The 20832-nt window shown below is 75.0% G+C and carries 19 protein-coding genes and 1 riboswitch; of the genes, 8 read left to right on the top strand and 11 right to left on the bottom strand.

Going from position 1 to position 20832, the window contains the following annotated elements:
- Positions 1-542 (top strand): MOSC domain-containing protein (locus IEZ12_RS15455; RefSeq protein ID WP_229847561.1); only part of this gene is annotated, 542 nt, incomplete at its 5' end.
- 8 nt (positions 543-550) lie between these two features.
- On the opposite strand, the gene cobC is transcribed toward IEZ12_RS15455, so the two are convergent.
- Both cobC and IEZ12_RS15465 read right to left on the bottom strand, forming a co-directional pair.
- Entirely contained in the window at positions 551-1591 is a 1041-nt protein-coding gene (gene cobC, locus IEZ12_RS15460) for an Rv2231c family histidinol phosphate aminotransferase CobC (protein ID WP_189272558.1), read from the bottom strand.
- On the bottom strand, positions 1588-2028 hold the full coding sequence (locus IEZ12_RS15465; RefSeq protein WP_229847562.1) for a cobalamin biosynthesis protein: 441 nt from the start codon (positions 2026-2028) through the stop codon (positions 1588-1590). The genes cobC and IEZ12_RS15465 overlap by 4 nt, the downstream gene beginning before the upstream one ends.
- A gap of 285 nt (positions 2029-2313) precedes the next feature.
- Between IEZ12_RS15465 and IEZ12_RS15470 the strand changes: the two genes are divergently transcribed.
- The 4 genes from IEZ12_RS15470 to IEZ12_RS15485 all read left to right on the top strand — a co-directional run bounded on the left by IEZ12_RS15470 (position 2314) and on the right by IEZ12_RS15485 (position 5923).
- Positions 2314-3204, top strand: a complete 891-nt coding sequence (locus tag IEZ12_RS15470; RefSeq protein ID WP_189272560.1) for an alkaline phosphatase family protein — start codon at positions 2314-2316, stop codon at positions 3202-3204.
- A gap of 6 nt (positions 3205-3210) precedes the next feature.
- Complete coding sequence (locus tag IEZ12_RS15475; RefSeq protein ID WP_189272561.1) at positions 3211-4488, top strand: MFS transporter; 1278 nt, start codon at positions 3211-3213, stop codon at positions 4486-4488.
- 67 nt (positions 4489-4555) lie between these two features.
- A complete protein-coding gene (locus tag IEZ12_RS15480) occupies positions 4556-5638 on the top strand; it encodes a TolB family protein (protein ID WP_229847563.1) in 1083 nt (360 codons plus the stop codon).
- A gap of 57 nt (positions 5639-5695) precedes the next feature.
- Complete coding sequence (locus tag IEZ12_RS15485) at positions 5696-5923, top strand: hypothetical protein (protein WP_189272562.1); 228 nt, start codon at positions 5696-5698, stop codon at positions 5921-5923.
- A gap of 11 nt (positions 5924-5934) precedes the next feature.
- On the opposite strand, the gene IEZ12_RS15490 is transcribed toward IEZ12_RS15485, so the two are convergent.
- Entirely contained in the window at positions 5935-6429 is a 495-nt protein-coding gene (locus tag IEZ12_RS15490) for a GbsR/MarR family transcriptional regulator (protein WP_189272563.1), read from the bottom strand.
- Between the two features lie 125 nt (positions 6430-6554).
- Here IEZ12_RS15490 and IEZ12_RS15495 point away from each other — a divergent pair, with 125 nt between their 5' ends.
- Both IEZ12_RS15495 and IEZ12_RS15500 read left to right on the top strand, forming a co-directional pair.
- Complete coding sequence (locus IEZ12_RS15495) at positions 6555-7460, top strand: ABC transporter ATP-binding protein (RefSeq protein WP_189272564.1); 906 nt, start codon at positions 6555-6557, stop codon at positions 7458-7460.
- Positions 7457-9061 (top strand): ABC transporter permease, encoded by a 1605-nt coding sequence (locus IEZ12_RS15500; protein WP_189272565.1) that lies wholly within the window; start codon positions 7457-7459, stop codon positions 9059-9061. The genes IEZ12_RS15495 and IEZ12_RS15500 overlap by 4 nt, the downstream gene beginning before the upstream one ends.
- Positions 9062-9141: 80 nt before the next feature.
- Here the strand turns inward: IEZ12_RS15500 and IEZ12_RS15505 are convergent, their stop codons facing one another.
- The 3 genes from IEZ12_RS15505 to IEZ12_RS15515 form a co-directional block, all read right to left on the bottom strand.
- Positions 9142-10644: an alpha/beta hydrolase gene (locus IEZ12_RS15505; RefSeq protein ID WP_189272566.1), complete on the bottom strand. Its 1503-nt coding sequence runs from the start codon at positions 10642-10644 to the stop codon at positions 9142-9144.
- Between the two features lie 118 nt (positions 10645-10762).
- A complete protein-coding gene (locus tag IEZ12_RS15510; RefSeq protein ID WP_189272567.1) occupies positions 10763-11242 on the bottom strand; it encodes an OsmC family protein in 480 nt (159 codons plus the stop codon).
- Positions 11243-11246: 4 nt separating this feature from the next.
- Positions 11247-11888, bottom strand: a complete 642-nt coding sequence (locus tag IEZ12_RS15515) for a GntR family transcriptional regulator (RefSeq protein WP_043912328.1) — start codon at positions 11886-11888, stop codon at positions 11247-11249.
- A gap of 148 nt (positions 11889-12036) precedes the next feature.
- On the opposite strand from IEZ12_RS15515, the gene IEZ12_RS40055 reads away from it, so the two are divergent.
- The gene (locus IEZ12_RS40055; RefSeq protein WP_189272568.1) at positions 12037-13803 is read left to right on the top strand and encodes a DUF4190 domain-containing protein; all 1767 of its coding nucleotides are present in this window, start codon (positions 12037-12039) and stop codon (positions 13801-13803) included.
- Between the two features lie 76 nt (positions 13804-13879).
- Here the strand turns inward: IEZ12_RS40055 and IEZ12_RS15525 are convergent, their stop codons facing one another.
- The 5 genes from IEZ12_RS15525 to IEZ12_RS15545 form a co-directional block, all read right to left on the bottom strand.
- Positions 13880-15265 carry a cobyrinic acid a,c-diamide synthase CobB gene (locus IEZ12_RS15525; protein WP_189272569.1) on the bottom strand — a complete coding sequence of 462 codons (1386 nt, stop codon included), beginning with the start codon at positions 15263-15265 and terminating at the stop codon, positions 13880-13882.
- 4 nt (positions 15266-15269) lie between these two features.
- Positions 15270-15866, bottom strand: a complete 597-nt coding sequence (gene cobO / locus IEZ12_RS15530) for a cob(I)yrinic acid a,c-diamide adenosyltransferase (protein ID WP_100589440.1) — start codon at positions 15864-15866, stop codon at positions 15270-15272.
- A gap of 4 nt (positions 15867-15870) precedes the next feature.
- Entirely contained in the window at positions 15871-17922 is a 2052-nt protein-coding gene (locus tag IEZ12_RS15535; RefSeq protein ID WP_189272570.1) for a putative cobaltochelatase, read from the bottom strand.
- Positions 17919-19466, bottom strand: a complete 1548-nt coding sequence (locus IEZ12_RS15540; protein WP_189272571.1) for a cobyric acid synthase — start codon at positions 19464-19466, stop codon at positions 17919-17921. Before IEZ12_RS15540 ends, IEZ12_RS15535 begins: the two co-directional genes overlap by 4 nt.
- Before the next feature lie 115 nt (positions 19467-19581).
- Positions 19582-20532: a cobalamin biosynthesis protein gene (locus IEZ12_RS15545; protein WP_189272572.1), complete on the bottom strand. Its 951-nt coding sequence runs from the start codon at positions 20530-20532 to the stop codon at positions 19582-19584.
- A gap of 31 nt (positions 20533-20563) precedes the next feature.
- Positions 20564-20693: riboswitch (cobalamin riboswitch) on the bottom strand.
- Positions 20694-20832: the final 139 nt, after the last annotated feature.

Below are 20832 nucleotides of genomic sequence, written 5' to 3' on the forward strand. Positions count from 1 at the left end.
TGGACGAGGACGCGATCAGCGCGCTGGTCGGTCGGCCCGTCCGGCTGATCACCGAACGGCCGCCCGGCTCCGTGCTGCTGCGCTCGGTGCCCGAACAGGTGCTGGCCGACGGCATCGAGGCCGAAGTGGAGTACACCGTCCAGGACTTCGGCAAGGCGGCGGCCCCCGGCAGCTTCTTCGACTTCGCCCCGCTGCACCTGGTCACCACCGCCACCCTGGCCGGCGCGCCCGCCGCCCGCTACCGCCCCAACCTGGTCCTGGAGACGGACGGGGAGCCGTTCGCGGAGAACGACTGGGTCGGCCGCGAGCTCACCGTCGGCGCGGACCTGCGGCTGCGCCTGATCGCCGCCAGCCCCCGCTGCGCCGTTCCCACCCTCGCGCACGGCGAGCTGCCCGCCGACCCGGAGGCGCTGCGCCGCCCGGCCCGGCTCAACCGGGTCGTGCCGCTGCCCGGCATGGACCCGCTGCCCTGCCTGGGGGTGTACGCGCAGATCCTCGCCCCGGGCACGGTGGAGGCCGGGGACGAGGTCGAGCTGCACTGACGGCGGCGTCAGCCGGGGATCGCGGCCGCCAGGGCGTCGAGGAAGCGGTCGGTGGTGTCCCGGTCGCGGACGGCCAGCCGCAGCCAGTCGGGGCCGAGGCCGGGGAAGGTGTCGCCGCGGCGGACGGCGAACCCGGCGGTGCGCAGGCGGTCGCGGACGGCGGCGGCGTCCGGGAGTCGGATCAGCACGAAGGAGGCCGCCGGCTCGCCGTGCACCCGGACGTCCGGGAGTGCGGCGAGGCCCTTCAGCAGGTGCTCGCGGTCCAGCGCGGTGGTGCGGGCGGCGTCGTCGGCCTCGGCGAGGGCGGCGGGCGTGGAGCAGAGTTCGGCGGCGGCCAGCGCGGGAGTGGAGACCGGCCACAGCGGCTGGGCGGCGGCGAGTTCGGCGACCAGGTCGGCGGGGGCGAGCAGGTAGCCGATCCGCAGGCCGGCCAGGCCCCAGGTCTTGGTGAGGCTGCGCAGCACCACCACCCGGCCGGGCAGGTCGCGGGCCCCGGCGAGGGTCTGGGTCTCGCCCGGGTCGGTGTCCATGAACGCCTCGTCGACCACCAAGGTTCGCCCGGGCCGGGCGAGTTCGGCCAGTGCGGCGGCCGGGTGCAGGATGGAGGTGGGGTTGGTGGGGTTGCCGACCACCACCAGGTCGGCGTCCTCCGGAACGGCCCCGGGCAGCAGGCGGAAGCCCTGCTCCGGCGTGAGGAGGACCCGGTGGACGGTGTGCCCGGCGTCCCGCAGCGCCGCCTCCGGTTCGGTGAACTGCGGGTGCACCACCACCGCGTGGCGCGGCCGCAGCACCCGGGCGAGCAGCACGAACGCCTCGGCCGCGCCGGAGGTGAGCAGCACCTCGGCGACCGGCCGCCCATGGCGTGCGGCGACGGCGGCACGGGCCGCGGCGCCGTCCGGGTAGGCGGCCAGCGTGTCCAGCGTGGCAGCGAGGTGCGCGCGCAGCCACGGCGGCGGGGTGCCGGTGCGGACGTTCACCGCGAGGTCGACCAGTCCGGCGGAGCGGACTTCGGCGTCGCCGTGATGGCGCAGATCGGGCTCGGCGTTCACCTGGTGGCCTCCTGGGGCGGGGCGGCGGTTGCGGGGGCGCGCTCCGCGAGCGCGGCGGTGGCCGTGGCCGAGGCGGTGCGCGGCGCCAGCAGGCGGCCGCCCGGTCCGGCGGAGGCCAGCGCGGCGGCCTCGGCGACGCTCGGGGTGCCGACCGCCGCGGCCACCCGGGCGGAGCCGGCCACCGGGACGGCGGCCAGCACGGCGGCCGGGTGGCCGACCGCGGGGACGTTCAACTCCCGTGCGGCGGCGCGCAGTCCGGGCTCGGCGAGCTTGCGGTCCAGGGTGGCGATCAGGGCGACGGCGGAGCGGTCGAGGCCGCAGGCGGCGAGGGCGGCGTCGGCGGTGCGGAGCAGTTCGGCGGCGGGGGCGCCGCGGCGCAGCCCGAGGCCGAGCACCACGCGGGGGGCGGGCGGCGGAGAAGCGAAGGCGGCTGTCACGCCCGGCCCTCCCGTTCCTCGTTCACCGTGCCGGTCGTGCGCGCCGGGCCGGAAAGATCCCACCATGTCGGTCCGAGGCGGGTCAATCGGGACAGGTGTGAGCCGCGCCGCTCCGCTGGCCGAAAAGCGCCGGGGCGGCCTTGTCGGCCGACCAAGCGTTCGCTTGTTCTTAACCTGTCAAAAGGTTCGTCGGCCACCGCCCGCGCCTAGGGTTTCCGGCGCTCCAACAAGCGCGTGCCCCACCAGCCCTGTCCCGCACGTTCCCTGCCCCGGAGGGACCTCGCCATGACCGCTGCACCGCTCAGCCGCCGCACCAAGCGCCGCCTCACCGCGATCGGAAGCACCGTCGCGCTCGCCGCCGCCTCGCTCGGCCTGTGGGCCGCCACCGGCTCCACCGCGCAGGCCGCCGCGCTGCCCGCGCCCGACCACGTCATCGTGGTGGTGATGGAGAACCACGCCTACAGCCAGGTGATCGGCAGCTCCAGCGCCCCGTACCTGAACGGCACCCTGGTGGCCGGCGGCGCCAACCTCACCCAGTCCTACGGCCTGACCCACCCGTCCGAGCCGAACTACTACATGTTGTTCTCCGGCTCCAACCAGGGCCGCACGGACGACAGTTGCGTCAAGGTCGGCTCGATGACCGCGCCCAACCTGGCCTCCGAGCTGATCGCCGCCGGAAAGAGCTGGGGCTCCTACAACGAGACCCTGCCCAGCCAGGGCTCCACCACGTGTTCCAGCGGCAAGTACGCGCAGAAGCACAACCCGTGGTTCGGCTTCGCCAACGTGCCGACCAACACCGCCTACACCTTCGCCCAGTTCCCCACCGACTACACCACGCTGCCGAAGGTCTCCTTCGTGGTGCCGAACCTGTGCAGCGACATGCACGACTGTTCGGTCTCCACCGGCGACACCTGGATCAAGAGCAACCTCGGCGCGTACGCCACCTGGGCGCAGACCCACAACAGCCTGCTGGTGGTCACCTTCGACGAGGACAACAGCCTCTCCGGCAACCGCATCCCGACCGTGGTCTACGGGCAGCACGTGATCCCCGGCTCCACCAGCGCCACCACCTACAACCACTACAACGTGCTGCGCACCCTGGAGGACCTGGCCGGCCTGAGCGCCCACGCGGGCAACGCCGCCTCCGCCTCCGACATCACCGGCATCTGGAACTGACGCCGGATGTACCTCGCGGACGCCCGCTCCACCAAGACCGGCCGCGCCGCGGCCGCCGCCCCGGGCACCCGCCCGGGGCGGCGCGCCGCCGTCCCCGGCACCGTGCTCGCGCTCGGCGCGGTCAGCCTGGTCACCGACGTCTCCTCCGAGATGGTCAGCGCGGTCCTGCCGCTGTACGTGGTCGCCGCGCTCGGCCTGTCCCCGCTCGGCTTCGGCCTGCTCGACGGCATCAACAACGGCGTCGGCGCGCTGGTCCGGCTGCTCGGCGGCCACCTCGCCGACCGCGGCGCCCGCGGCCACAAGGTCGTCGCCGGGATCGGCTACGGCCTGTCCGCGCTGTGCAAACCGCTGCTGCTGCTGGTCCACACCGTGCCGCTGATCGGCGGCGTCCTGGCGATCGACCGCACCGGCAAGGGCCTGCGTACCGCACCCCGGGACGCGATGATCTCGCTCGCCACCGCCCCCGAGCACCGCGGCCGCGCGTTCGGCGTGCACCGCGCGATGGACACCACCGGCGCGCTGCTCGGCCCGCTGCTCGCCTTCGCGGTGCTGCGGATCGCCGACGACCGGGCCGAACGCGCCGGCTACAGCGCGGTGTTCACCGTCTCCGGGTGCGTGGCCGTGCTCGGCGTCCTGCTGCTGGTGCTGTTCGTCCCCGCCCGGACCACCCCGGTCGAGGCGCCGACGGGGCCGCGCCCCACCCTGCGGGACGCGCTCGCGCTGCTGCGCCGCCCCGCGCTGCGCCGACTCACCCTGGCCGCAGTGCTGCTCGGCCTCACCACCGTCAGCGACTCGTTCCTCTACCTGCTGCTGCAGCGCCGACTCGGCCTGCCCGCCCACCTGTTCCCGCTGCTGCCGCTCGGCACCGCCGCGGTCTTCCTGGCCCTCGCCGTCCCGCTCGGCGTGATCGCGGACAAGGTCGGCCGCCGCACCCTGTTCCTGGCCGGCCACGCCGTGCTGCTCGGCGCGTACGGGGTGGTGCTCTCCCCGCTGCGCGGCGCGGGCGCCGCGGTGCTGGTCCTGCTGCTGCACGGAACCTTCTACGCCGCCACCGACGGGGTGCTCGCCGCCGCCACCGCCGCGACTGTCCCCGACGGTCAGCAGGGCGCCGGGCAGGCCCTGGTCGGCACCGGACAGGCCCTCGCCCGCTTCGCCTGCTCCCTCGCCTTCGGCGCCGCCTGGACCCTCTGGGGCCCGCGCGCCGCCCTCACCGCGACGACGGTCGCCCTCGCCGCCGCCGCGATCGCGGCCACCCGCCTGCTCCGTCCCGCCGCCACCGACTGACGCACCGCCACGGAGGGCGCGGCTGCTCCTCCCTTCCCCCGCCAACCCGCCCGGAGGACACCCCCCCATGACTGCTCCCGTTGTCGCCGACCCGGACTCCGCGACGCCCGAACCCCCGGTCGAGGGCGCCTCCGTGCGGCGCAAGGTGGTGGTGCTAGCGGTCGCGGTGCTGCTGCTGGCCGGGGTCGGGACGGCCGCCGTCCGGTACGCCGCCGACCGGGCCGACCGGCGCAACCAGGAGCAGGCCGGCGGGCCGCCGGTGCGCGAGGGGGCGGTGACGCTGCAGCCGACGGGGCGTCAACTGCTGCTGCGCAACCTGGCCTGGGGCCCGCACCGCGACGAGGTGGCCGCGGTGCCCGCCGACCACCCGGACGGCCCGCGGACCGCGTCCGGCGTGAAGTGCCTGCGCTTCCACGCCGCCGCCGGCACCGGAATCTGCCTGCAGGCCGAGCACGGCGCGCTGGACGACACCTACCACGCGTCCGTGCTGGACGCCTCGCTGCACGAGACCAGGCGCTTCCCCGCGCCCGGCATCCCCACCCGCGCCCGGGTCTCCCCGTCGGGCCACCTGGTCGGCTGGACGGTGTTCGTCAGCGGCGACTCCTACGCGGGCACCGACTTCTCGACCCGGACCGCGATCGTCGACACCCGCAGCTGGCAGTTCTACGACAACCTGGAGACCTTCCAGGTGCTGAAGGACGGCCACCCCGTCCAGGCGTCCGACCTCAACGTCTGGGGCACCACCTTCGCCGCCGACGACAACCGCTTCTACGCGACGGTCGCCACCGGCGGCCAGACCTACCTGGTGCAGGGCGACCTCGCCGCCCGCACCCTGACCACCCTGCACCAGAACGTCGAATGCCCGTCCCTGTCGCCGGACGGCACCCGGATCGCCTACAAGAAGCGGGTGGCCGGCGCCGACCCGGCCGCGCCGTGGCGGCTGTACGTGCTCGACCTGGCCACCATGGCGGAGACCGCGACCGCCGAGCAGCGCAACATCGACGACCAGGCGCTGTGGGCCGACGGCCGCACCCTGCTGTACTCGCTGCCCGGCGACTACGGCTCCGACCTGTGGACCGTCCCCGCCGACGGCACCGGCGCCCCCGCCGTGCTGGTGCGCTCCGCGGTCGCCCCCGCGTACCTCGGCTGACCGTCCGCGCACGGACCGGGTGGCGTCCTCGATCGAGATCGACCGGAGGGGGACGCAGTGAACGGGACGCGCGGTGCCGGCCGGAGCGGGCGCGGGGTGGCGTACGCGCTGCTCACCCTGCTCGGCTGCGGAGTGCTGGTCGGCCTGGCGGTCCGTCGATTCGGTGAAGCCGACGGAACACCCGTACCGCTTCTGGTCGCGTCGGTCCTCGTCCTCGTGCTGACCCCGCTGGTCCTCACGCTGCCGCTGTGGGGGCAGCGAGGCCGGATCCCGCGCGGACGGTAGCTGCCCGGCGGTCAGCTCCGGCGGTCGCGCCAGCGCTGCATCATCTGCTGGATCTCGACCCGCAGGAAGGCGAAGAACTCCAGCGATTCGGCGAGGCGTCGGCCGGCCGGGGTGTCCGGGCCGAGGGCTTCGACGCCCTCGGCGAGGCTGGACTCGAAGCGGGAGAGGGTGCGGTCCCGGTTGGCGGTGGCCTCGTACCAGACGTGGTCGTGGATGCGGTAGCGGTCGCGGCGGGTGCCGGGTTCGCGCTCCCGGCTGACCAGGTCGACCTGGGTCAGGTAGCGGACCGCGCCGGAGACCGCGGCGGGGGAGATCCGGAGCAGCTCGCCCAGCTCGGCGGAGGTCAGCCGGCCGGAGTCGGCGGTCAGCAGGGCGGTGAACACGCGGGCCGACATCCGGGGGAACCCGGCGTCCGTCAGCACCGTGGCGAACCGCTCCACGAACTCCGACACCTCCGCCGGATCGCGCTGCGCGCCCATGCCGCCCACCTCGCTCACCCGCACCATGCGAACCTCCCCGACACCCCGCCCGGCCGGGCGTCCGCCCACCTTCACACACTTCGGCCGCCACGCGAAGATCCGGGACTTTCGGTGCCTTCACGAAGTTGTGAAACAAGAGTAGCGTCGAACTCATGACGACCGCCATCTCGGTGTCCGGCCTGGTGAAGACCTTCGGCCGCACCCGCGCCCTGGACGGACTGGACCTCACGGTCGAACAGGGCGAGGTACACGGGTTCCTCGGCCCCAACGGGTCGGGCAAGTCCACCACCATCCGCGTTCTGCTCGGCCTGCTGCGGGCCGACTCCGGCACCGCCACGCTGCTCGGCGGCGACCCCTGGCGCGACGCCGTGCCGCTGCACCGCCGACTCGCCTACGTGCCGGGCGATGTGACGCTGTGGCGCAACCTCTCCGGCGGGGAGGCGATCGACCTGCTCGGGCGGCTGCGCGGCGGACTCGACCCGACCCGCCGGGCCGCGCTGCTGGAGCGCTTCGAGCTCGACCCCACCAAGAAGGGCCGCGCCTACTCCAAGGGGAACCGGCAGAAGGTCGCGCTGGTCGCGGCGTTCGCCGGCGACACCGACCTGCTGATCCTGGACGAGCCGACCTCCGGCCTGGACCCGCTGATGGAGGAGGTGTTCCGCGAGTGCGTCGCCGAGGCCCGCGACCGGGGCACCACGGTGCTGCTGTCCAGCCACATCCTGTCCGAGGTGGAGGCGCTCTGCGACCGGGTGTCGATCATCCGGGCCGGGCGCACCGTGGAGACCGGCACCCTCGACGACCTGCGCCACCTCACCCGCACCTCGGTTGACGCCGTGCTCACCGGGCCGCCGCCGCGCCCCGACTACGTCCACGACCTGACGGTCGACGGCAACCGGTTGCGCTGCCAGGTCGACACCGAGCAGCTCGGCGCCCTGCTCGCCGAACTCACCGCCGTCGGCGTGCGCAGCCTCGCCAGCCGGCCGCCGACGCTGGAGGAACTCTTCCTGCGCCACTACGAGAACGTCTCCGACGCCCCGTCGACGGCGGCCGTCCGATGAGCGGCTACGCGCTGACCGGCACCGGCGCCCTCTACCGCCTCGCCCTGCGCCGCGACCGCATCGCCCTGCCGGTGTGGGTGTACGTCGGCACCGGCATGATCGCCTCCACCGCCTTCTCCTTCCGCAAGCTGTACGGCGACGAGGCCTCCCGGCGGACCTTCGCGGCCGGCATCGACGGCAACGGCTCGCTGCGCGCCCTGTACGGCCCGATCTTCGACGGCTCCACCATCGGCGGGCTGACCGCGTGGCGGATGGGCGTGTTCGGGGCGGTGCTGGCCGCGCTGATGTCCACCCTGCTGGTGGTGCGGCACACCCGCGCCGAGGAGGAGGACGGCCGCTTCGAACTGATCGGCGCCGGCGCCGTCGGCCGCCGCGCCCCGCTGACCGCCGCCCTGGCCACCGCCCTCACCGCGAACGCCGCGCTGGCCGCGCTGGTGACGGTCGTGCTGCTGGCGGCCGGTCAGGCCCTGGCCGGGGCGCTGGCGTTCGGGCTGGCGCTCGGCGCCACCGGAGTGTTCTTCGCCGCGCTGGCCGCCGTCACCGCGCAGGTCGCCGAGACCGGCCGGGCCGCCAACGGCCTGGCCGGGGCGGCGATCGGCCTGGCGTTCGTGCTGCGCGCCGTCGGCGACTCCGGCAGCGGCGCCGGCTGGGCGAGCTGGCTCTCCCCGATCGGCTGGAGCGAGCAGGTCCGCCCGTTCGCCGGCGACCGCTGGTGGGTGCTGGCGCTGCCGCTGGGCGGGGCCGCACTGCTCACCGCGCTGGCCCGGGCCCTGGTCGAACACCGCGACCTGGGCGCCGGAATGCTCCCGCAGCGCCCCGGCCCGGCCGCCGCCGCACCCGGCCTGGCGGACGCCGCCGCGCTGGCCCGCCGCCTGCAGCGCGGCGCCCTGCTCGGCTGGGCGCTGGCCTTCGCCGCGGGCGGCGCGGTGTTCGGCAGCGTCGCCAAGGGCGTGGTCGACCTGGTCGGAGACAACCGGCAGATGGCCGACCTGATGGCCCGGCTCGGCGGACAGCAGGGCGTGCTGAACGCCTACCTGTCCACCATCGCCGGGGTGTTCGGGATGATCGCCGCCGTGTACGCCGTGCAGTCCGTGCTGCGACTGCGCGCCGAGGAGAGCTCCGGCCGGGCCGAACCCGTGCTGGCGGGCGCCGTCTCCCGGCTGCGCTGGGCGGGCGGACACCTGCTGTTCCCGCTGCTCGGCACCGCCGTGCTGCTGGCCGTCGCCGGCGCCACCGCCGGGCTGGCGCAGGGCGCCGCACTCGGCGGCGGGACGGGCGACGCCGTCGGCCGGATGCTCGGCGGGACGCTCGTCCAGCTGCCCGCGGTGTGGCTGACCGCCGCCGTGGCGCTGGCCGTGTACGGCCTGCTGCCGCGCTGGACGGCGGCCGGCTGGGCCGGGTACGGCATGTTCGTGCTGGTCGCCTGGCTCGGACCGATCCTGCAACTGCCGCAGTGGGTACTGGACCTGTCCCCGTTCACCCACCTGCCGCACCTGCCCGGCGGCGCCTTCACCGCCGCGCCGCTGCTGTGGACCACCGCGCTGGCCGCACTCGCCGCCCTGGCGGGCCTGGCCGGGCTGCGCCGCCGCGACCTGGGCTGACGACCGGGCGCGGCCCGACGCACCGCCACCGGCCGGACGAACCCCGGACGGACGGGTGCTGATCGGGCCGCGCACCGGCCTCACCCGGCCTTCGGGCAGAACGCGTCCCGGGCCGGGCGGCGGCCGGTGGCCAGGAACTCCGACACCAGCGCGTCGCCGCAGGCGTTTCCGTGGGACAGGTAGGAGCCGTGGCCACCGGAGTCGACCGCGACCATCCGGGCCCGGTCGCCGAACGCCGCGCGGAGCTTGAGCGCCCCCGTGTAGGGCGTGGCCGGGTCTCGCAGGTTCTGCACCAGCAGCACGTTGGACGGCCCGTCGGAGGTGACCCGCACCGGCGGCTCGGCGGGCTGCCAGTGCCAGAACGCGCAGGCCGTGGCGTTCACCGGCATGCCGGCCGTGAGCGGGTGCGCGACCCGGTCGGCGGCCACCGCCGTGGCGTAGGAGCCGAGGTCGCGCGGCCAGCTGACGTCGTTGCACAGGGTGGCGACCGTGACCGCCGTGGAAGCCTGCATCTGCGCAAGCTCCGCCACGTCCGGCGCGGGCCCCTGCTCGGGCAGTGCGCGGTGGCCCTGGGCGGCCTGGATCAGAGCGGCCGCGGCGGGGAACTTGGCGTCCGCGTACAGGCTGTTCAGCAGCGTGCCGCGCACGCCGTTGCCGTCCAGTACGCCCGGGTTGTGGCCGGGCCAGGGCAGCGGGGCCGCGTCCAACTGCTGGGCGGCCGTCAGGTAGGCGGTGCGGACCTGCTCGGGGGTGTCGGCGATCCGGAACTCGCCGGCCTCGGGGGAGGACGCCCAGGCCGCGAAATCCGGGAAGCGGTCCTCCGCGCCGGTGGCGAAGGCGGCCAGCCAACTGCGCTCGGCCAGGACCGGATCCGGATTGTCGTTGCTGTCCAGCAGGATCCGGTCGGTGCGGTCGGGGAACATCGTGGCGTACGCGGCGCCCGCGTAGGTGCCGTAGGAGACGCCCCAGGTGGAGATCCGGCGCTCGCCGAGGGACTGCCGGATCCGGTCGATGTCCCGCGCCTCGTTCCGGGTGGTGATGCTGCGCAGCACCGGGCCGCCGTTGGCCGCGCAGCGGTCGGCGACGCGTTGGCCGGTGGTCAGGTTGGCATCGCCGCCGTGCCCGTCGGGCGCGGGCCAGGGCAGCAGCTTGCCGGGCGCCAGGTCGGCGTAGTCGAGCCCGCAGGAGACCGGACTGGAACGCCCGACGCCGCGTGGGTCGAAGCCGATCAGGTCGTACCTGTCCAGCACCGATTGGGGCAGGCGCTTCGCGGCGTTGCTCGGCCCGTTCAGGCCGGAGCCGCCCGGCCCGCCGGGGATCAGCACCAGCGCCCCGCGCCGCTGATCGGGCCGGGCGGCGGGGATCCGGGAGACGGCGAGCCGGAGGGTCGGCCCGGCGGGCTGCGCGTAGTCGATCGGGACGGTGAGCTCGGCGCACTGCTGCCGCCCGTCCGGCGCGCCGCCCGCGCACGCGCCCCAGGCGGGGCGGTCGGGGGCGGACGCTCCGGCGGCGAGCGGTGCCGTCAGGCCGAGCAGAACGGTGGTGGTGGCGGCCAGGGCGGCGCCTCGTCGGGTGATTCGCATGGCAGTGAGTCTTCGCCGTCGCGCCGCCCGGATCGATCCCGCAGGCCACCGTCTTTTCCCTGGAGCCAGCCCCCATGCGCATACTGGAGCCAGCCACACCAAGGAAGTTGACGACCGGTCAGGAACCGGTGGCCCGCGCCGTCACCACGGGCTCGTGGTGGACCGGGAAGTTCACCGAGGAGGCGATGAAGCAGTCCTGGCTCGCCGGGCCGTGCAGCGCGATCGCCTTTTCGAGCATCGACTCCTCGGCGATCACCACCCGGGGCCGGAGCATCGCCGAGGTGAACCGGCCGCCGCCGCCCGAGGTCTCCATGGTGGCCTCCGCCTCGTCGGTGTAGGACAGCACCACCACGCCGCTGCGCGCGCAGTGCGACAGGAACGACAGCATGTGGCACTGGGCGAGCGCGGCCAGCAGGAACTGCTCCGGGTTCCACCGTGAGCGGTCGCCGCGGAACGTCGGGTCGGCGCTGCCGAGCAGGGTCGGCACCCCGTCCGAGGAGACGTCGTGGTCGCGGGAGTACGAGCGGTAGGTGTCGGTACCGGTACCGAGGTTGCCGGTCCAGTCGACACGGACCGCGTAGTGGTGGGACAGGGCCATCGGGTCACTCCTTCTCGGGCGGCCGGGCGGCGGCGCAGGTGTCCAGGACGTGCCGCCGGGCGGCCGCCCCGGCAGCGGCCGGATCCCCGGCGGTCACGGCGGCCAGCAGCTCACGGTGCTGGTCGTCCACCAGGGCGGTGCGGTCGGGTGCGTGCAGGGAACGGCGGGTGGAGACCTGGATCTGGTCCCAGAGCCGCTCCAGCGAGTGCAGGGCGACGGGGTTGCCGGCCAGCTCCGCGACCCGCCGGTGGAACTGCCGGTTGAGCCCCACCGCCTCCGTCAACTCGCGCTCCACGGTGGCCCGGTGGGTGCGGTCGGCGAGCTCCGCCAGGTCGGTCAGCTCGGCCGGGGCCAGCCGCCCCGCGCGCTGCCGTTCGGCGGCCAGCTCGGCGGTCAGCGCCTCCAGCGCGGCCCGCACCCGGTAGACGTGCGTCAGCTCGTCCGCCGACAGCTCCACCACCCGGACACCGCGCCCGGCGGCGGCCAGCAGGCCGTCCGCCGCCAGCGCCCGGAACGCCTCCCGCACCGGGGTGCGGCTCACCCCGAGGGCCTCCGCGACCTCCACCTCGCCCAGCCGCGCCCCCGGTGGGTAGCGGCCGTCGAGGATCAGGGCCCGCAGGCTGCGGCGGGTGCTCTCGGTCTGCACAGCGGCAGCGTAGTGCGCTGCATGCATTGCATGCAATGGACTTCCGGGCGCTGCCCGGGCCCGGACACCGAACTCGTTGGGAGACCGACGGACCGGTCCGCTATATTCGCGCAGCCGTCGAACAGTTCCACGCCCAGGGGGGAAACCCATGTCGTTCGACCAGGAGCGCTCCGGGGAGGCCGGCCCCGACGCCGCCCGGAACGACTCCCCGACCACGCCCATCACGCCTGCGACGCCCGCCACGCCCGCGACGCCGACCACGCCCGCGCCGGACGCCGAGAACGCTGCGCCGGCCGCGCTCTCGTTGGCCAAGCAGCCCGCCGCGCCCGAGCCCGAGACCGCCGTCGCGGATGCAGAGGCGGCCGCGCCGGTCGAGCCTTCGCCGACCGAGGCGCCGTCAGTTCCCGCCGCGACTGCACCGGACGTCGAGGACGCCGCGCCGGCCGCGCTCTCGTTCACCAAGCAGCCTGCTGAGCCCGAGACTTCGGCACCCGTGGACGCCCCGCCCGCTCCCGTCGCGCTGCCCGTCCCGCCCGCGCCCGCCGCGCCCGCCGCGCCCTCCGAGCCGCCCGCGCCCGCGAACCCGTGGGCGCTGCCCAGTGCGCCGCCGCCCGTCCCGGGTGCGGCGCCGGTCGGTGCGCCGTTGCCGCCGGGTGCGAACCCGTGGGCCGCGGCCCCGCCCGGAGGCCACGTGCCGCCGGGGGCTCACGTGCCGCCGGGTGCGCCGGGGCCGGTGCCCGACGGGGGCAATCCGTGGGCGGCGGCGGGTGGTCAGCAGCCGTGGGGGACGGGCGGGTACCCGCCGCCCGGAATGCCGGGCGCGCCGGGCGGGCCGATGATGTACCCGGCTCCGCAGCGCTCGCTGTACACAAACAACCTGGCCATCGCCTCGCTGATCGTCGGCATCGTCTGCTGCTACTTCGGTTTCATCGGCATCGGCCTGGGCATCGGCGCGCTGCGGCAGATCAAGCGGACCGGTGAGCGCGGCAAGGGGCTGGCCATCTCCGGCATCGTGGCCGGCAGCCTCGGCATGGCGCTGTTCGTCCTCACGGTGATCGGCGGCGCCTTCAGCGTCGACGACTTCGAGGAGGACGGCTCCCGGCCCTCGCACGTCTCGCCGACCTCGGACTCGGGCCTCTCGGCGAACTCCCCGTTCCGGCTGTCCCTCGGCCAGTGCTTCGACCGCGCCGCAGCGGGCAATGCCCGGCCGGTCGACTGCACGTCCGCGCACTTCGGCGAGACGTACTGGGTGCAGCCCGCCACGGAGCAGACCGGCGCGTACCCGGGCGAGGACGTGATGAAGGAGGAGGCCGAGAAGCTCTGCGCGGACCGCGTGGACACCTACGTGGCGGACACCTGGGCGATCCCGGACAAGGTGGTGACCTTCTACTTCTACCCCGACCGGGTGGCCTGGAAGGCCCCCGCCGCCCGCCGCATCGTCTGCTTCCTGGCCAACGAGGACAAGTCCTCGCGCACCGGCATGCTGCGGAAGTACGCCAGCAGCCTGACCCCCGACCAGCGCCAACTGCTGGACGCCACTAACCAGTTCGACAAGGCCTGGGGCAAGGGCCCGGACGAGGACACCGGGATCGAGGACGACCCGCAGGCGTACCGGACCTGGGCCAAGGACATGAGCGCGGCCGCGAACCGGCAGGCCACCCTGCTGTCGAACTACCGCTGGACCACGGCCGACAAGGCGACCGTCGACCGGCTGGTCGCCAAGTCCAGGATCGCCGCCACCCACTACCAGTTGGCCGCCCAGTCCACCGACAACGCGACGCTCCGCACCGAACTGGGGCTCGCCGACGACAACCTGGGCGACGACGAGATCATCTCGCTGCGTCGTGCGCTGGGCCTGGCGACCCAGCAGGAGGAACCGGCCAAGCACCAGGGCGGCAACAGCAAGGCGGTCTGAACCGTCCGCCGGCCGCGCGAGCATCTCGGCCCGCGCGGCCGGACCGGCCATCGGTTCCCGCCGCCGGTTCCCGCCGTCAGTTCCCGTCGTGCGAGGCGGCCCAGGCGGCGGCGTGCCGGACCAGGCGGGTCGGCAGGGCCGGGGCGCCCGTCCAGTGCAGGTGCAGGTAGGAGGCGTGCACCGAGCCGTGCAGGTGGCCCTCGGTGTGCGGGCCGGTGGGGGTGCGCCAGCCCCAGGCGGGGGACGGGCCGGCCGCCGGGTCGGTGACGGTGCGGTGGAACTCGTGCCCGCGCACCCGCGATCCGGCCGCCGCGAGCGGGGAGTCGGCGAGCGCCACCGCCTCCCGGTAGCCGAGCGTCAGCCGGGACGTCATCCGGGCCGTCGCGGCCAGCACCCCGCACATCGGCAGGCCGTCCAACTCCCGTCCCAGGTACAGCAGTCCGGCGCACTCGCCGACCACCGGCGCGCCGCTCGCGGCCAGTTCGGCGACCGCGCGCCGCAGCGACGCGTTCGCACTCAGCTCGGAGACGTACACCTCCGGGAAGCCGCCGCCGATCACCAACGCCGCCGTCCGCTCGGGCAGTCGCTCGTCGTGCAGCGGGTCGAACGGCACCACCTCGGCCCCGGCGGCGGCCAGCAGTTCGGCGTTCTCCGCGTACGAGAAGGAGAACGCGGCGCCGCCCGCCAGCGCGATCCGCGGCCGCGGGCCGACGACCGGCTCGACCTCCGCCGCCGCGTCCCAGGCGTCCACGGAGAGCGGCGGTGCGGTGCGGGCCAGCGCCAGCACGGCGTCCAGGTCGACCGAGGCGGCGACCAGGTCGCCCATCTCGCGGACCGCCCGCAGGGCCTCCGCCGAGCGTTCCACGGCCGGCACCAGGCCCAGGTGTCGGGACGGGGTGTCCACCGCCTTGGCCCGCCGCACCGCGCCGAGCACCGGCACCCCGGAGCCCTCCTCCAGCGCCTCGCGGAGCAGCGTCTCGTGCCGGTCCGAGGCCACCTTGTTGAGGATCACCCCGGCCAGGCGCACCTCCGGGTCCCAGGACGCGAAGCCGTGCACCAGCGCCGCCACCGAACGGGACTGCGAGGAGGCGTCCACCACCAGCACCACCGGTGCCCGCAGCAGCTTCGCCACCTGCGCGGTGGATGCCAACTCGCCCTGCCCCGCGGCCCCGTCGTACAGGCCCATCACGCCCTCGACCACCGCCACGTCCGCCCCGGCCGCGCCGTGCGCGAACAGCGGGGCGATCCGGTCCGGGCCGCTCATCCAGGCGTCCAGGTTGCGGCCCGGGCGGCCGGCGGCCAGCGCGTGGTAGCCGGGGTCGATGTAGTCCGGGCCGACCTTGTGCGGCGACACCTTCAACCCGCGCGCCGCCAACGCCGCGATCAGACCGGTCGCCACCGTGGTCTTGCCCGAGCCGGAGGACGGGGCGGCCACCACCAGCCGAGGAATGCTGTCGTTCAACGATCTACCACTCAATACCGCGCTGGCCCTTGCGGCCCGCGTCCATCGGATGCTTCAGCTTCGTCATCTCGGTGACCAGATCAGCCAGTTCGAGCAGCGGCTCGGGTGCGTTGCGGCCCGTCACCACCACATGCTGACTGCCCGGGCGCTCGCGCAGCACCTCCACCACCTCCGCCACGTCGATCCACCCCCAGTGCAGCGGGTAGGTGAACTCGTCCAGCACGTAGAACCGGTACGTCTCGGCCGCCAAGTCCCGCTTGACCTGCTCCCAGCCCTCCCGGGCCGCCTCCTCGGACGACTCGATGTCCCGCTGCACCCACGACCAGCCCGAGCCCATCTTGTGCCACGCGACCGTGCCGCCCTGCCCGGACTCGCCGAGCACCCGCAGCGCGTTCTCCTCGCCGACCTTCCACTTCGCCGACTTGACGAACTGGAACACCCCGATCGGCCAGCCCTGGTTCCACGCCCGCAGCGCCATCCCGAACGCCGCCGTGGACTTCCCCTTGCCCGGACCGGTGTGCACCGCCGTGATCGGCAGCGTCCGCCGCTGCCGGGTGGTCAGGCCGTCGTCCGGGACGTTCTCCGCAACTCCCTTGGGCATTCGGTCACGCCGCCTTTCGTGTCATGGAACCAGAGGTCATCGTCGAACGGGTCTCCCGCACCAGCGCGGCCACCCCGTCGGCCCGCAGCTCGTCCAGGCTCACCGCGTCGCCGTTCAGGTGCGCCGCCAACTCCCGTGCCAGGCCCAGCCGGACGGGGCCGGACTCGCAGTCCAGCACCACCGCGGCCACGCCCTGCGCCGCCAGCAGCCCGGCCGCCCGGTGCGACCGCGCCAGCGCGTCGCGCGCCCCGGTCGCCCGGCCGTCGGTCACCACCACCAGCAGCGCCCGCCGGTCCGGGTCGCGCAGCCGCTCCACCCGCAGCACCTCGTGCGCCCGCAGCAGGCCCGCCTCCAGCGGCGTCCGTCCGCCGGTCGGCAGCTGCTCCAGCCGGGCCGCGCCCACCTCCACCGAGGAGGTCGGCGGCAGCGCCAGCTCCGCGCCGGAGCCCCGGAACGTGACCATGCCGATCTTGTCGCGGCGCTGGTATGCGTCCATCAGCAGGGACAGCACCGCGCCCTTGACGGCCGTCATCCGCTGCCGGGCCGCCATCGACCCCGAGGCGTCCACCACGAACAGCACCAGGTTCGACTCCCGCCCCCGGCGCACCTGTTCGCGCAGGTCGTCGCGCCGCAGCACCAGCGCCCGACCGGTCCGCCCGCGCGCCACCTGGTGCGGCGCCGCCGCCCGCAGCGTCGCACTCAGGTGCAGCCTGGTCAGCCGCCCCTGCGGACGGCGCGCCCGCACGGTGTGCCCGGCGTCCGTCTCGGCGGGGGAGCGCCGTCCCTGCGCACCCCGGCCGGTGCCGTCCACCTTGAACAGCCGCGTCCGGTACGGCCGGTCGGCCGCCACCGGCGACGACGCCTTCGTGCCGCCGGGCCGCTGCTGCGGCGGCACGGCCGGGGCGTCCTCGGAACTCCCGGTCGCAGCAGGCTCATCGGGCTCGGACGGGGCGGGCGAACCGCCGCCCCCCGGGCCGCCGTCGCCGGGGCCGCCGTCGTCCGGGCCGTCACCGTCCGGGTCCTCGTCGCCGGGCTCCTGGTGCTCGGCCAGCGTCCGGTCCAACTGCTCCTGGTCCAGGCCCGGCGCGTCGAACGGGTTGCGCCGCCGCCGGTGCGGCAGGGCCAGCTGCGCGGCCTTGCGGACGTCCTCCTCCAGCACCTCGGTGCGCCCCGCCCACGCGGCCAGCGCCACCGCCGTGCGCGCCATCACGATGTCCGCCCGCAGACCGTCCACCTCGAACGCCGCGCACACCGCCGTGATCTGACGGAGCGCCAGGTCGGAGAGCTCGACGGACGGCAGCAACTCCCGTGCCGCGCCGATCCGTTCGGCGAGCTCCTGCTCCCGTGCGGCCCAACTCGCCGCGAAGCCCGCCGGATCGGCGTCGTAGGCGAGGCGGCGGCGCACCACCTCGGCGCGCTCGTCCGCGTCCCGGGTGGCGGCGATCTCCACCGTCAGGCCGAACCGGTCCAGCAGCTGCGGCCGCAGCTCGCCCTCCTCCGGGTTCATCGTCCCGACCAGCAGGAACCGGGCCGCGTGCCGCACCGAGACGCCCTCGCGCTCCACGTACGAACGCCCCATCGCCGCCGCGTCCAGCAGCAGGTCCACCAGGTGGTCCTGGAGCAGGTTCACCTCGTCGATGTACAGCACGCCCCGGTGCGCCTTCGCCAACAGCCCCGGCTCGTACGCCTTCACGCCCTCCGCGAGCGCCCGCTCCAGGTCCAGCGAACCGACCACCCGGTCCTCGGAGACACCCACCGGCAGCTCCACCAGGAACGCCGGACGCTCCGCCGAGTCCGCGCCGGCGTGCGGCCCGTCCGGGCACTGCGCGTCCGGCGACAGCGGGTCGCACGCGAACCGGCAGCCGGCCACGGTCGCGATCGACGGCAGCAGCCCCGCCAGCGCGCGCACCATCGTCGACTTCGCGGTGCCCTTCTCGCCCCGCACCAGCACGCCGCCCACCGCCGGCGACACCGCGTTCAGCAACAGGCCCAGCCGCAGGTCGTCCATCCCCACGACGGCCGTGAACGGGTAACGGGCATCGGTCAGTTCACTCATTTTGCCCTCTCCATCTGCACCGGGGCCGGAGCCCCGGGCGGCACGAACGGCAGGCCCGCCGGCGCCCCGTTCTCGATCAGCTTCCACAGCGCGTCCGTGTCGGCGTGCTCCGCGACCAGGTCGCCCAGTGCGTCCAGCCGTTGCTCGCGCGCCGCCGCGAACGAGGTGTCCGGGGCCGGCACGAAGGCCCGCCCCGCGGCAGCGGCGACCGCGGTCAGGAACGTCCGACGGAACGCGTCGTTCTCCAGCACCCCGTGCCAGGTCGTCCCCCACACCGGCCCGACCCGGCAGCCGTCCAGCGCCGCGCCGTCGACATCGGTGACGAACGCCTCGCCGCCGTCCACCGACACCACCCCGTGGTGGATCTCGTAACCCGCCACCCGCTCACCGAGCGCCACGCCCGTCGGACGGGCCAGCACCTTCTCCGCGCCGAACACCACCCGGGTCGGCAACAGCCCCAGACCGTCCACCGCGCCGGCCCGCGACTCGACCTCGTCCACGATCTCCCGGCCCAGCATCTGGTAGCCGCCGCACACGCCCAGCACGGGCAACCCCGCGGCGACCCGCTGCGCGAGCGGCTCCGCCAGGCCCTGCCCCCTCAGCCAGTCCAGGTCCGCGACGGTCGCCCGGGTACCCGGCAGCACCACCAGGTCCGCGTCCGCCAGCTCCTCCGGACGGGTCGCCCACCGGACCAGCACCCCCGGCTCCTGCGCCAGCGCATCCACGTCCGTGAAGTTCGACAGCCGCGGGAACCGCACCACCGCGACCCGCAGCACCTCCGCCCCCACCGGCCCGCCCGCCGCCGGACGCTGCGCCACCGACGCCAGGTCCAGCGAATCCTCCGCGTCCAGCCACAGCCCCTGAAGCATCGGGAACGTCCCCAGCACCGGACGCCCCGTCAACTCCCGCAACATCTCCAACCCCGGCGCGAGCAGCCGCGCGTCACCGCGGAACTTGTTCACGAACCAGCCCGCGACGAGCGACTGGTCGTCCGCCGAGAGCAGCGCGAGCGTCCCGAACATCGACGCGAACACCCCACCGCGATCGATGTCGCCGACGACGACCACCGGCAGCCGGGCCGCCGATGCCAGACCCATGTTCGCGATGTCCCGGTCCCGCAGATTGATCTCCGCCGGAGAACCCGCGCCCTCGCACACCACCACGTCGAACCGCGACCGCAGGTCCGCCAGACACTCCAGCGAGCGCTCCAGCAGCACCGGCTTCCGGTCCCGGTAGTCCAGCGCCCCGACCTCCGCCACGGCCCGCCCCATCAACACCACCTGACTCCGGCCGTCCGCCCCCGGCTTCAACAGCACCGGATTCATCGCCGCCTCCGGCTCCACCCCCGCCGCCTGCGCCTGCATCGCCTGCGCGCGCCCGATCTCCGCCCCGTCGGCCGTCACGAACGAGTTCAGCGACATGTTCTGCGCCTTGAACGGAGCCACCCGCACCCCCTCGCGCCGCAGCCACCGACAGATCCCCGCCGTCACCACACTCTTCCCGGCATCCGAGGTCGTCCCGGCCACCAACAACGCACCACTCACCGACGGCCTCCTTCGGAGACGAGAACAGCAACAGAGGAAAGCGGACGAACCGCGCACGCGCGTGCAGGCGTCCCGCTGCGCGGGGAACTGCGAAGGGCTGCGTCCGGGGACGCGGTCACCTGGACCGCCGGGTGCGGAGGGTGAGGGCGGCGAGTCGGGCGGTGGTGGTGACAGCGAGGGCCAGGGTGGAGACGCGGCGGGAGAGGCGGCAGGCGCGGTCGATGTCGCGGGCGGTGACCGGGGGGTGGCCGGCGCCCAGGACCGGGCGGTGCTCGACGCGGTCGCCGTAGCGGAGGGTGCCGCCGAGTCGGACGCCGAGGGCGCCGGCGAACGCGGCTTCGGCCTGGCCGGCGTTCGGGCTGGGGTGGGCGGAGCCGTCGCGGCGCCAGACGCGCCAGGTGCGGGCGGGGGAGTCGGAGGCGGCGACGGTGAGCAGGGCGGTGAGTCGGGCGCCGGGCCAGCCGGCGACGTCGTCGAGCCGGGCCGAGGCCCAGCCGAAGCGCCGGTACCGCTCGGACTTGTGACCGACCATCGCGTCCAGGGTGTTGACGGCCCGGAAGGCCAGCAGCCCGGGGACGCCCGCGATGCCGCCCCAGACCAGGGCGTTGACGACCGCGTCCGCGGTGTTCTCCGCGACGGACTCCACCACCGCCCGGGCGATCTGCTGCTCGTCCAGCCCGGAGGGGTCGCGCCCGCACAGGTGCGGCAGCCGCTCCCTGGCGGCGGTCAGATCACCGGCGGCCAGGGAGTCCCCGATGGCCCGGGCCTCCCGGGTGAGAGACGTCCCGCCGAGGACCGTGAACGTCGCACCGGCGGTGAGCGCCGCCGCGGCGAGCGGCGAACGACGGACGGCCCGCGCGGCGAGTGCCGCTCCGCCCGCGACCCCGCCGACGGCGAGCCCCGTGTACACCGCGCCGACGGCACGACGGTCGCGCCACAGCCGGCGTTCCAGCCGGGCCGCGGCGGTGCCGAACAGGGCGACGGGGTGTCCGCGTCGGGGGTCTCCGAGCCGGGCGTCCGCGAGGTATCCCGCGACCGCGCCCACCAGGTACGGGGCAGCCCGCATGGCGTTGTGTCCTCACTCAGGGTCCGCGCCCTGGATCGACGGAACGGGGGCCAGAGTCTCCTGACTTCCGGTCACCCCCGCGTGGGGTGTCCGGTCACAGTGGCGGGACCGCGCCGGACTCGCACCGGCTTCCTCTGCTTGCCTCCGTTTGGCCCGAAGATCCCACCACGCCCGCTTCGCGACAGTCAACCGAGCCGACGGAGGGTTTGGTCACACACCGTCGCGCGCCCCGGCGAGCGCCCCGCCGAAGGCCCGTCCAGGCCCGGGCCCGAGGTCAGAGGGTCCGGACGGGTCCTCAAC

It is taken from the genome of Kitasatospora griseola (assembly GCF_014648555.1).
Taxonomy (GTDB): Bacteria; Actinomycetota; Actinomycetes; order Streptomycetales; family Streptomycetaceae; genus Kitasatospora; species Kitasatospora griseola.

What these genes read in the sequence shown, in the direction of transcription:
- IEZ12_RS15470 (WP_189272560.1), top strand. Translation starts at nt 2,314, where the DNA reads ATGACCGCTGCACCGCTCAGCCGCCGCACCAAGCGCCGCCTCACCGCG.
- IEZ12_RS15475 (WP_189272561.1), top strand. Translation starts at nt 3,211, where the DNA reads ATGTACCTCGCGGACGCCCGCTCCACCAAGACCGGCCGCGCCGCGGCC.
- IEZ12_RS15480 (WP_229847563.1), top strand. Translation starts at nt 4,556, where the DNA reads ATGACTGCTCCCGTTGTCGCCGACCCGGACTCCGCGACGCCCGAACCC.
- IEZ12_RS15490 (WP_189272563.1), bottom strand. Translation starts at nt 6,429, where the DNA reads ATGGTGCGGGTGAGCGAGGTGGGCGGCATGGGCGCGCAGCGCGATCCG.
- IEZ12_RS15495 (WP_189272564.1), top strand. Translation starts at nt 6,555, where the DNA reads ATGACGACCGCCATCTCGGTGTCCGGCCTGGTGAAGACCTTCGGCCGC.
- IEZ12_RS15500 (WP_189272565.1), top strand. Translation starts at nt 7,457, where the DNA reads ATGAGCGGCTACGCGCTGACCGGCACCGGCGCCCTCTACCGCCTCGCC.
- IEZ12_RS15505 (WP_189272566.1), bottom strand. Translation starts at nt 10,644, where the DNA reads ATGCGAATCACCCGACGAGGCGCCGCCCTGGCCGCCACCACCACCGTT.
- IEZ12_RS15510 (WP_189272567.1), bottom strand. Translation starts at nt 11,242, where the DNA reads ATGGCCCTGTCCCACCACTACGCGGTCCGTGTCGACTGGACCGGCAAC.
- IEZ12_RS40055 (WP_189272568.1), top strand. Translation starts at nt 12,037, where the DNA reads ATGTCGTTCGACCAGGAGCGCTCCGGGGAGGCCGGCCCCGACGCCGCC.
- cobO (WP_100589440.1), bottom strand. Translation starts at nt 15,866, where the DNA reads ATGCCCAAGGGAGTTGCGGAGAACGTCCCGGACGACGGCCTGACCACC.
- IEZ12_RS15535 (WP_189272570.1), bottom strand. Translation starts at nt 17,922, where the DNA reads ATGAGTGAACTGACCGATGCCCGTTACCCGTTCACGGCCGTCGTGGGG.
- IEZ12_RS15545 (WP_189272572.1), bottom strand. Translation starts at nt 20,532, where the DNA reads ATGCGGGCTGCCCCGTACCTGGTGGGCGCGGTCGCGGGATACCTCGCG.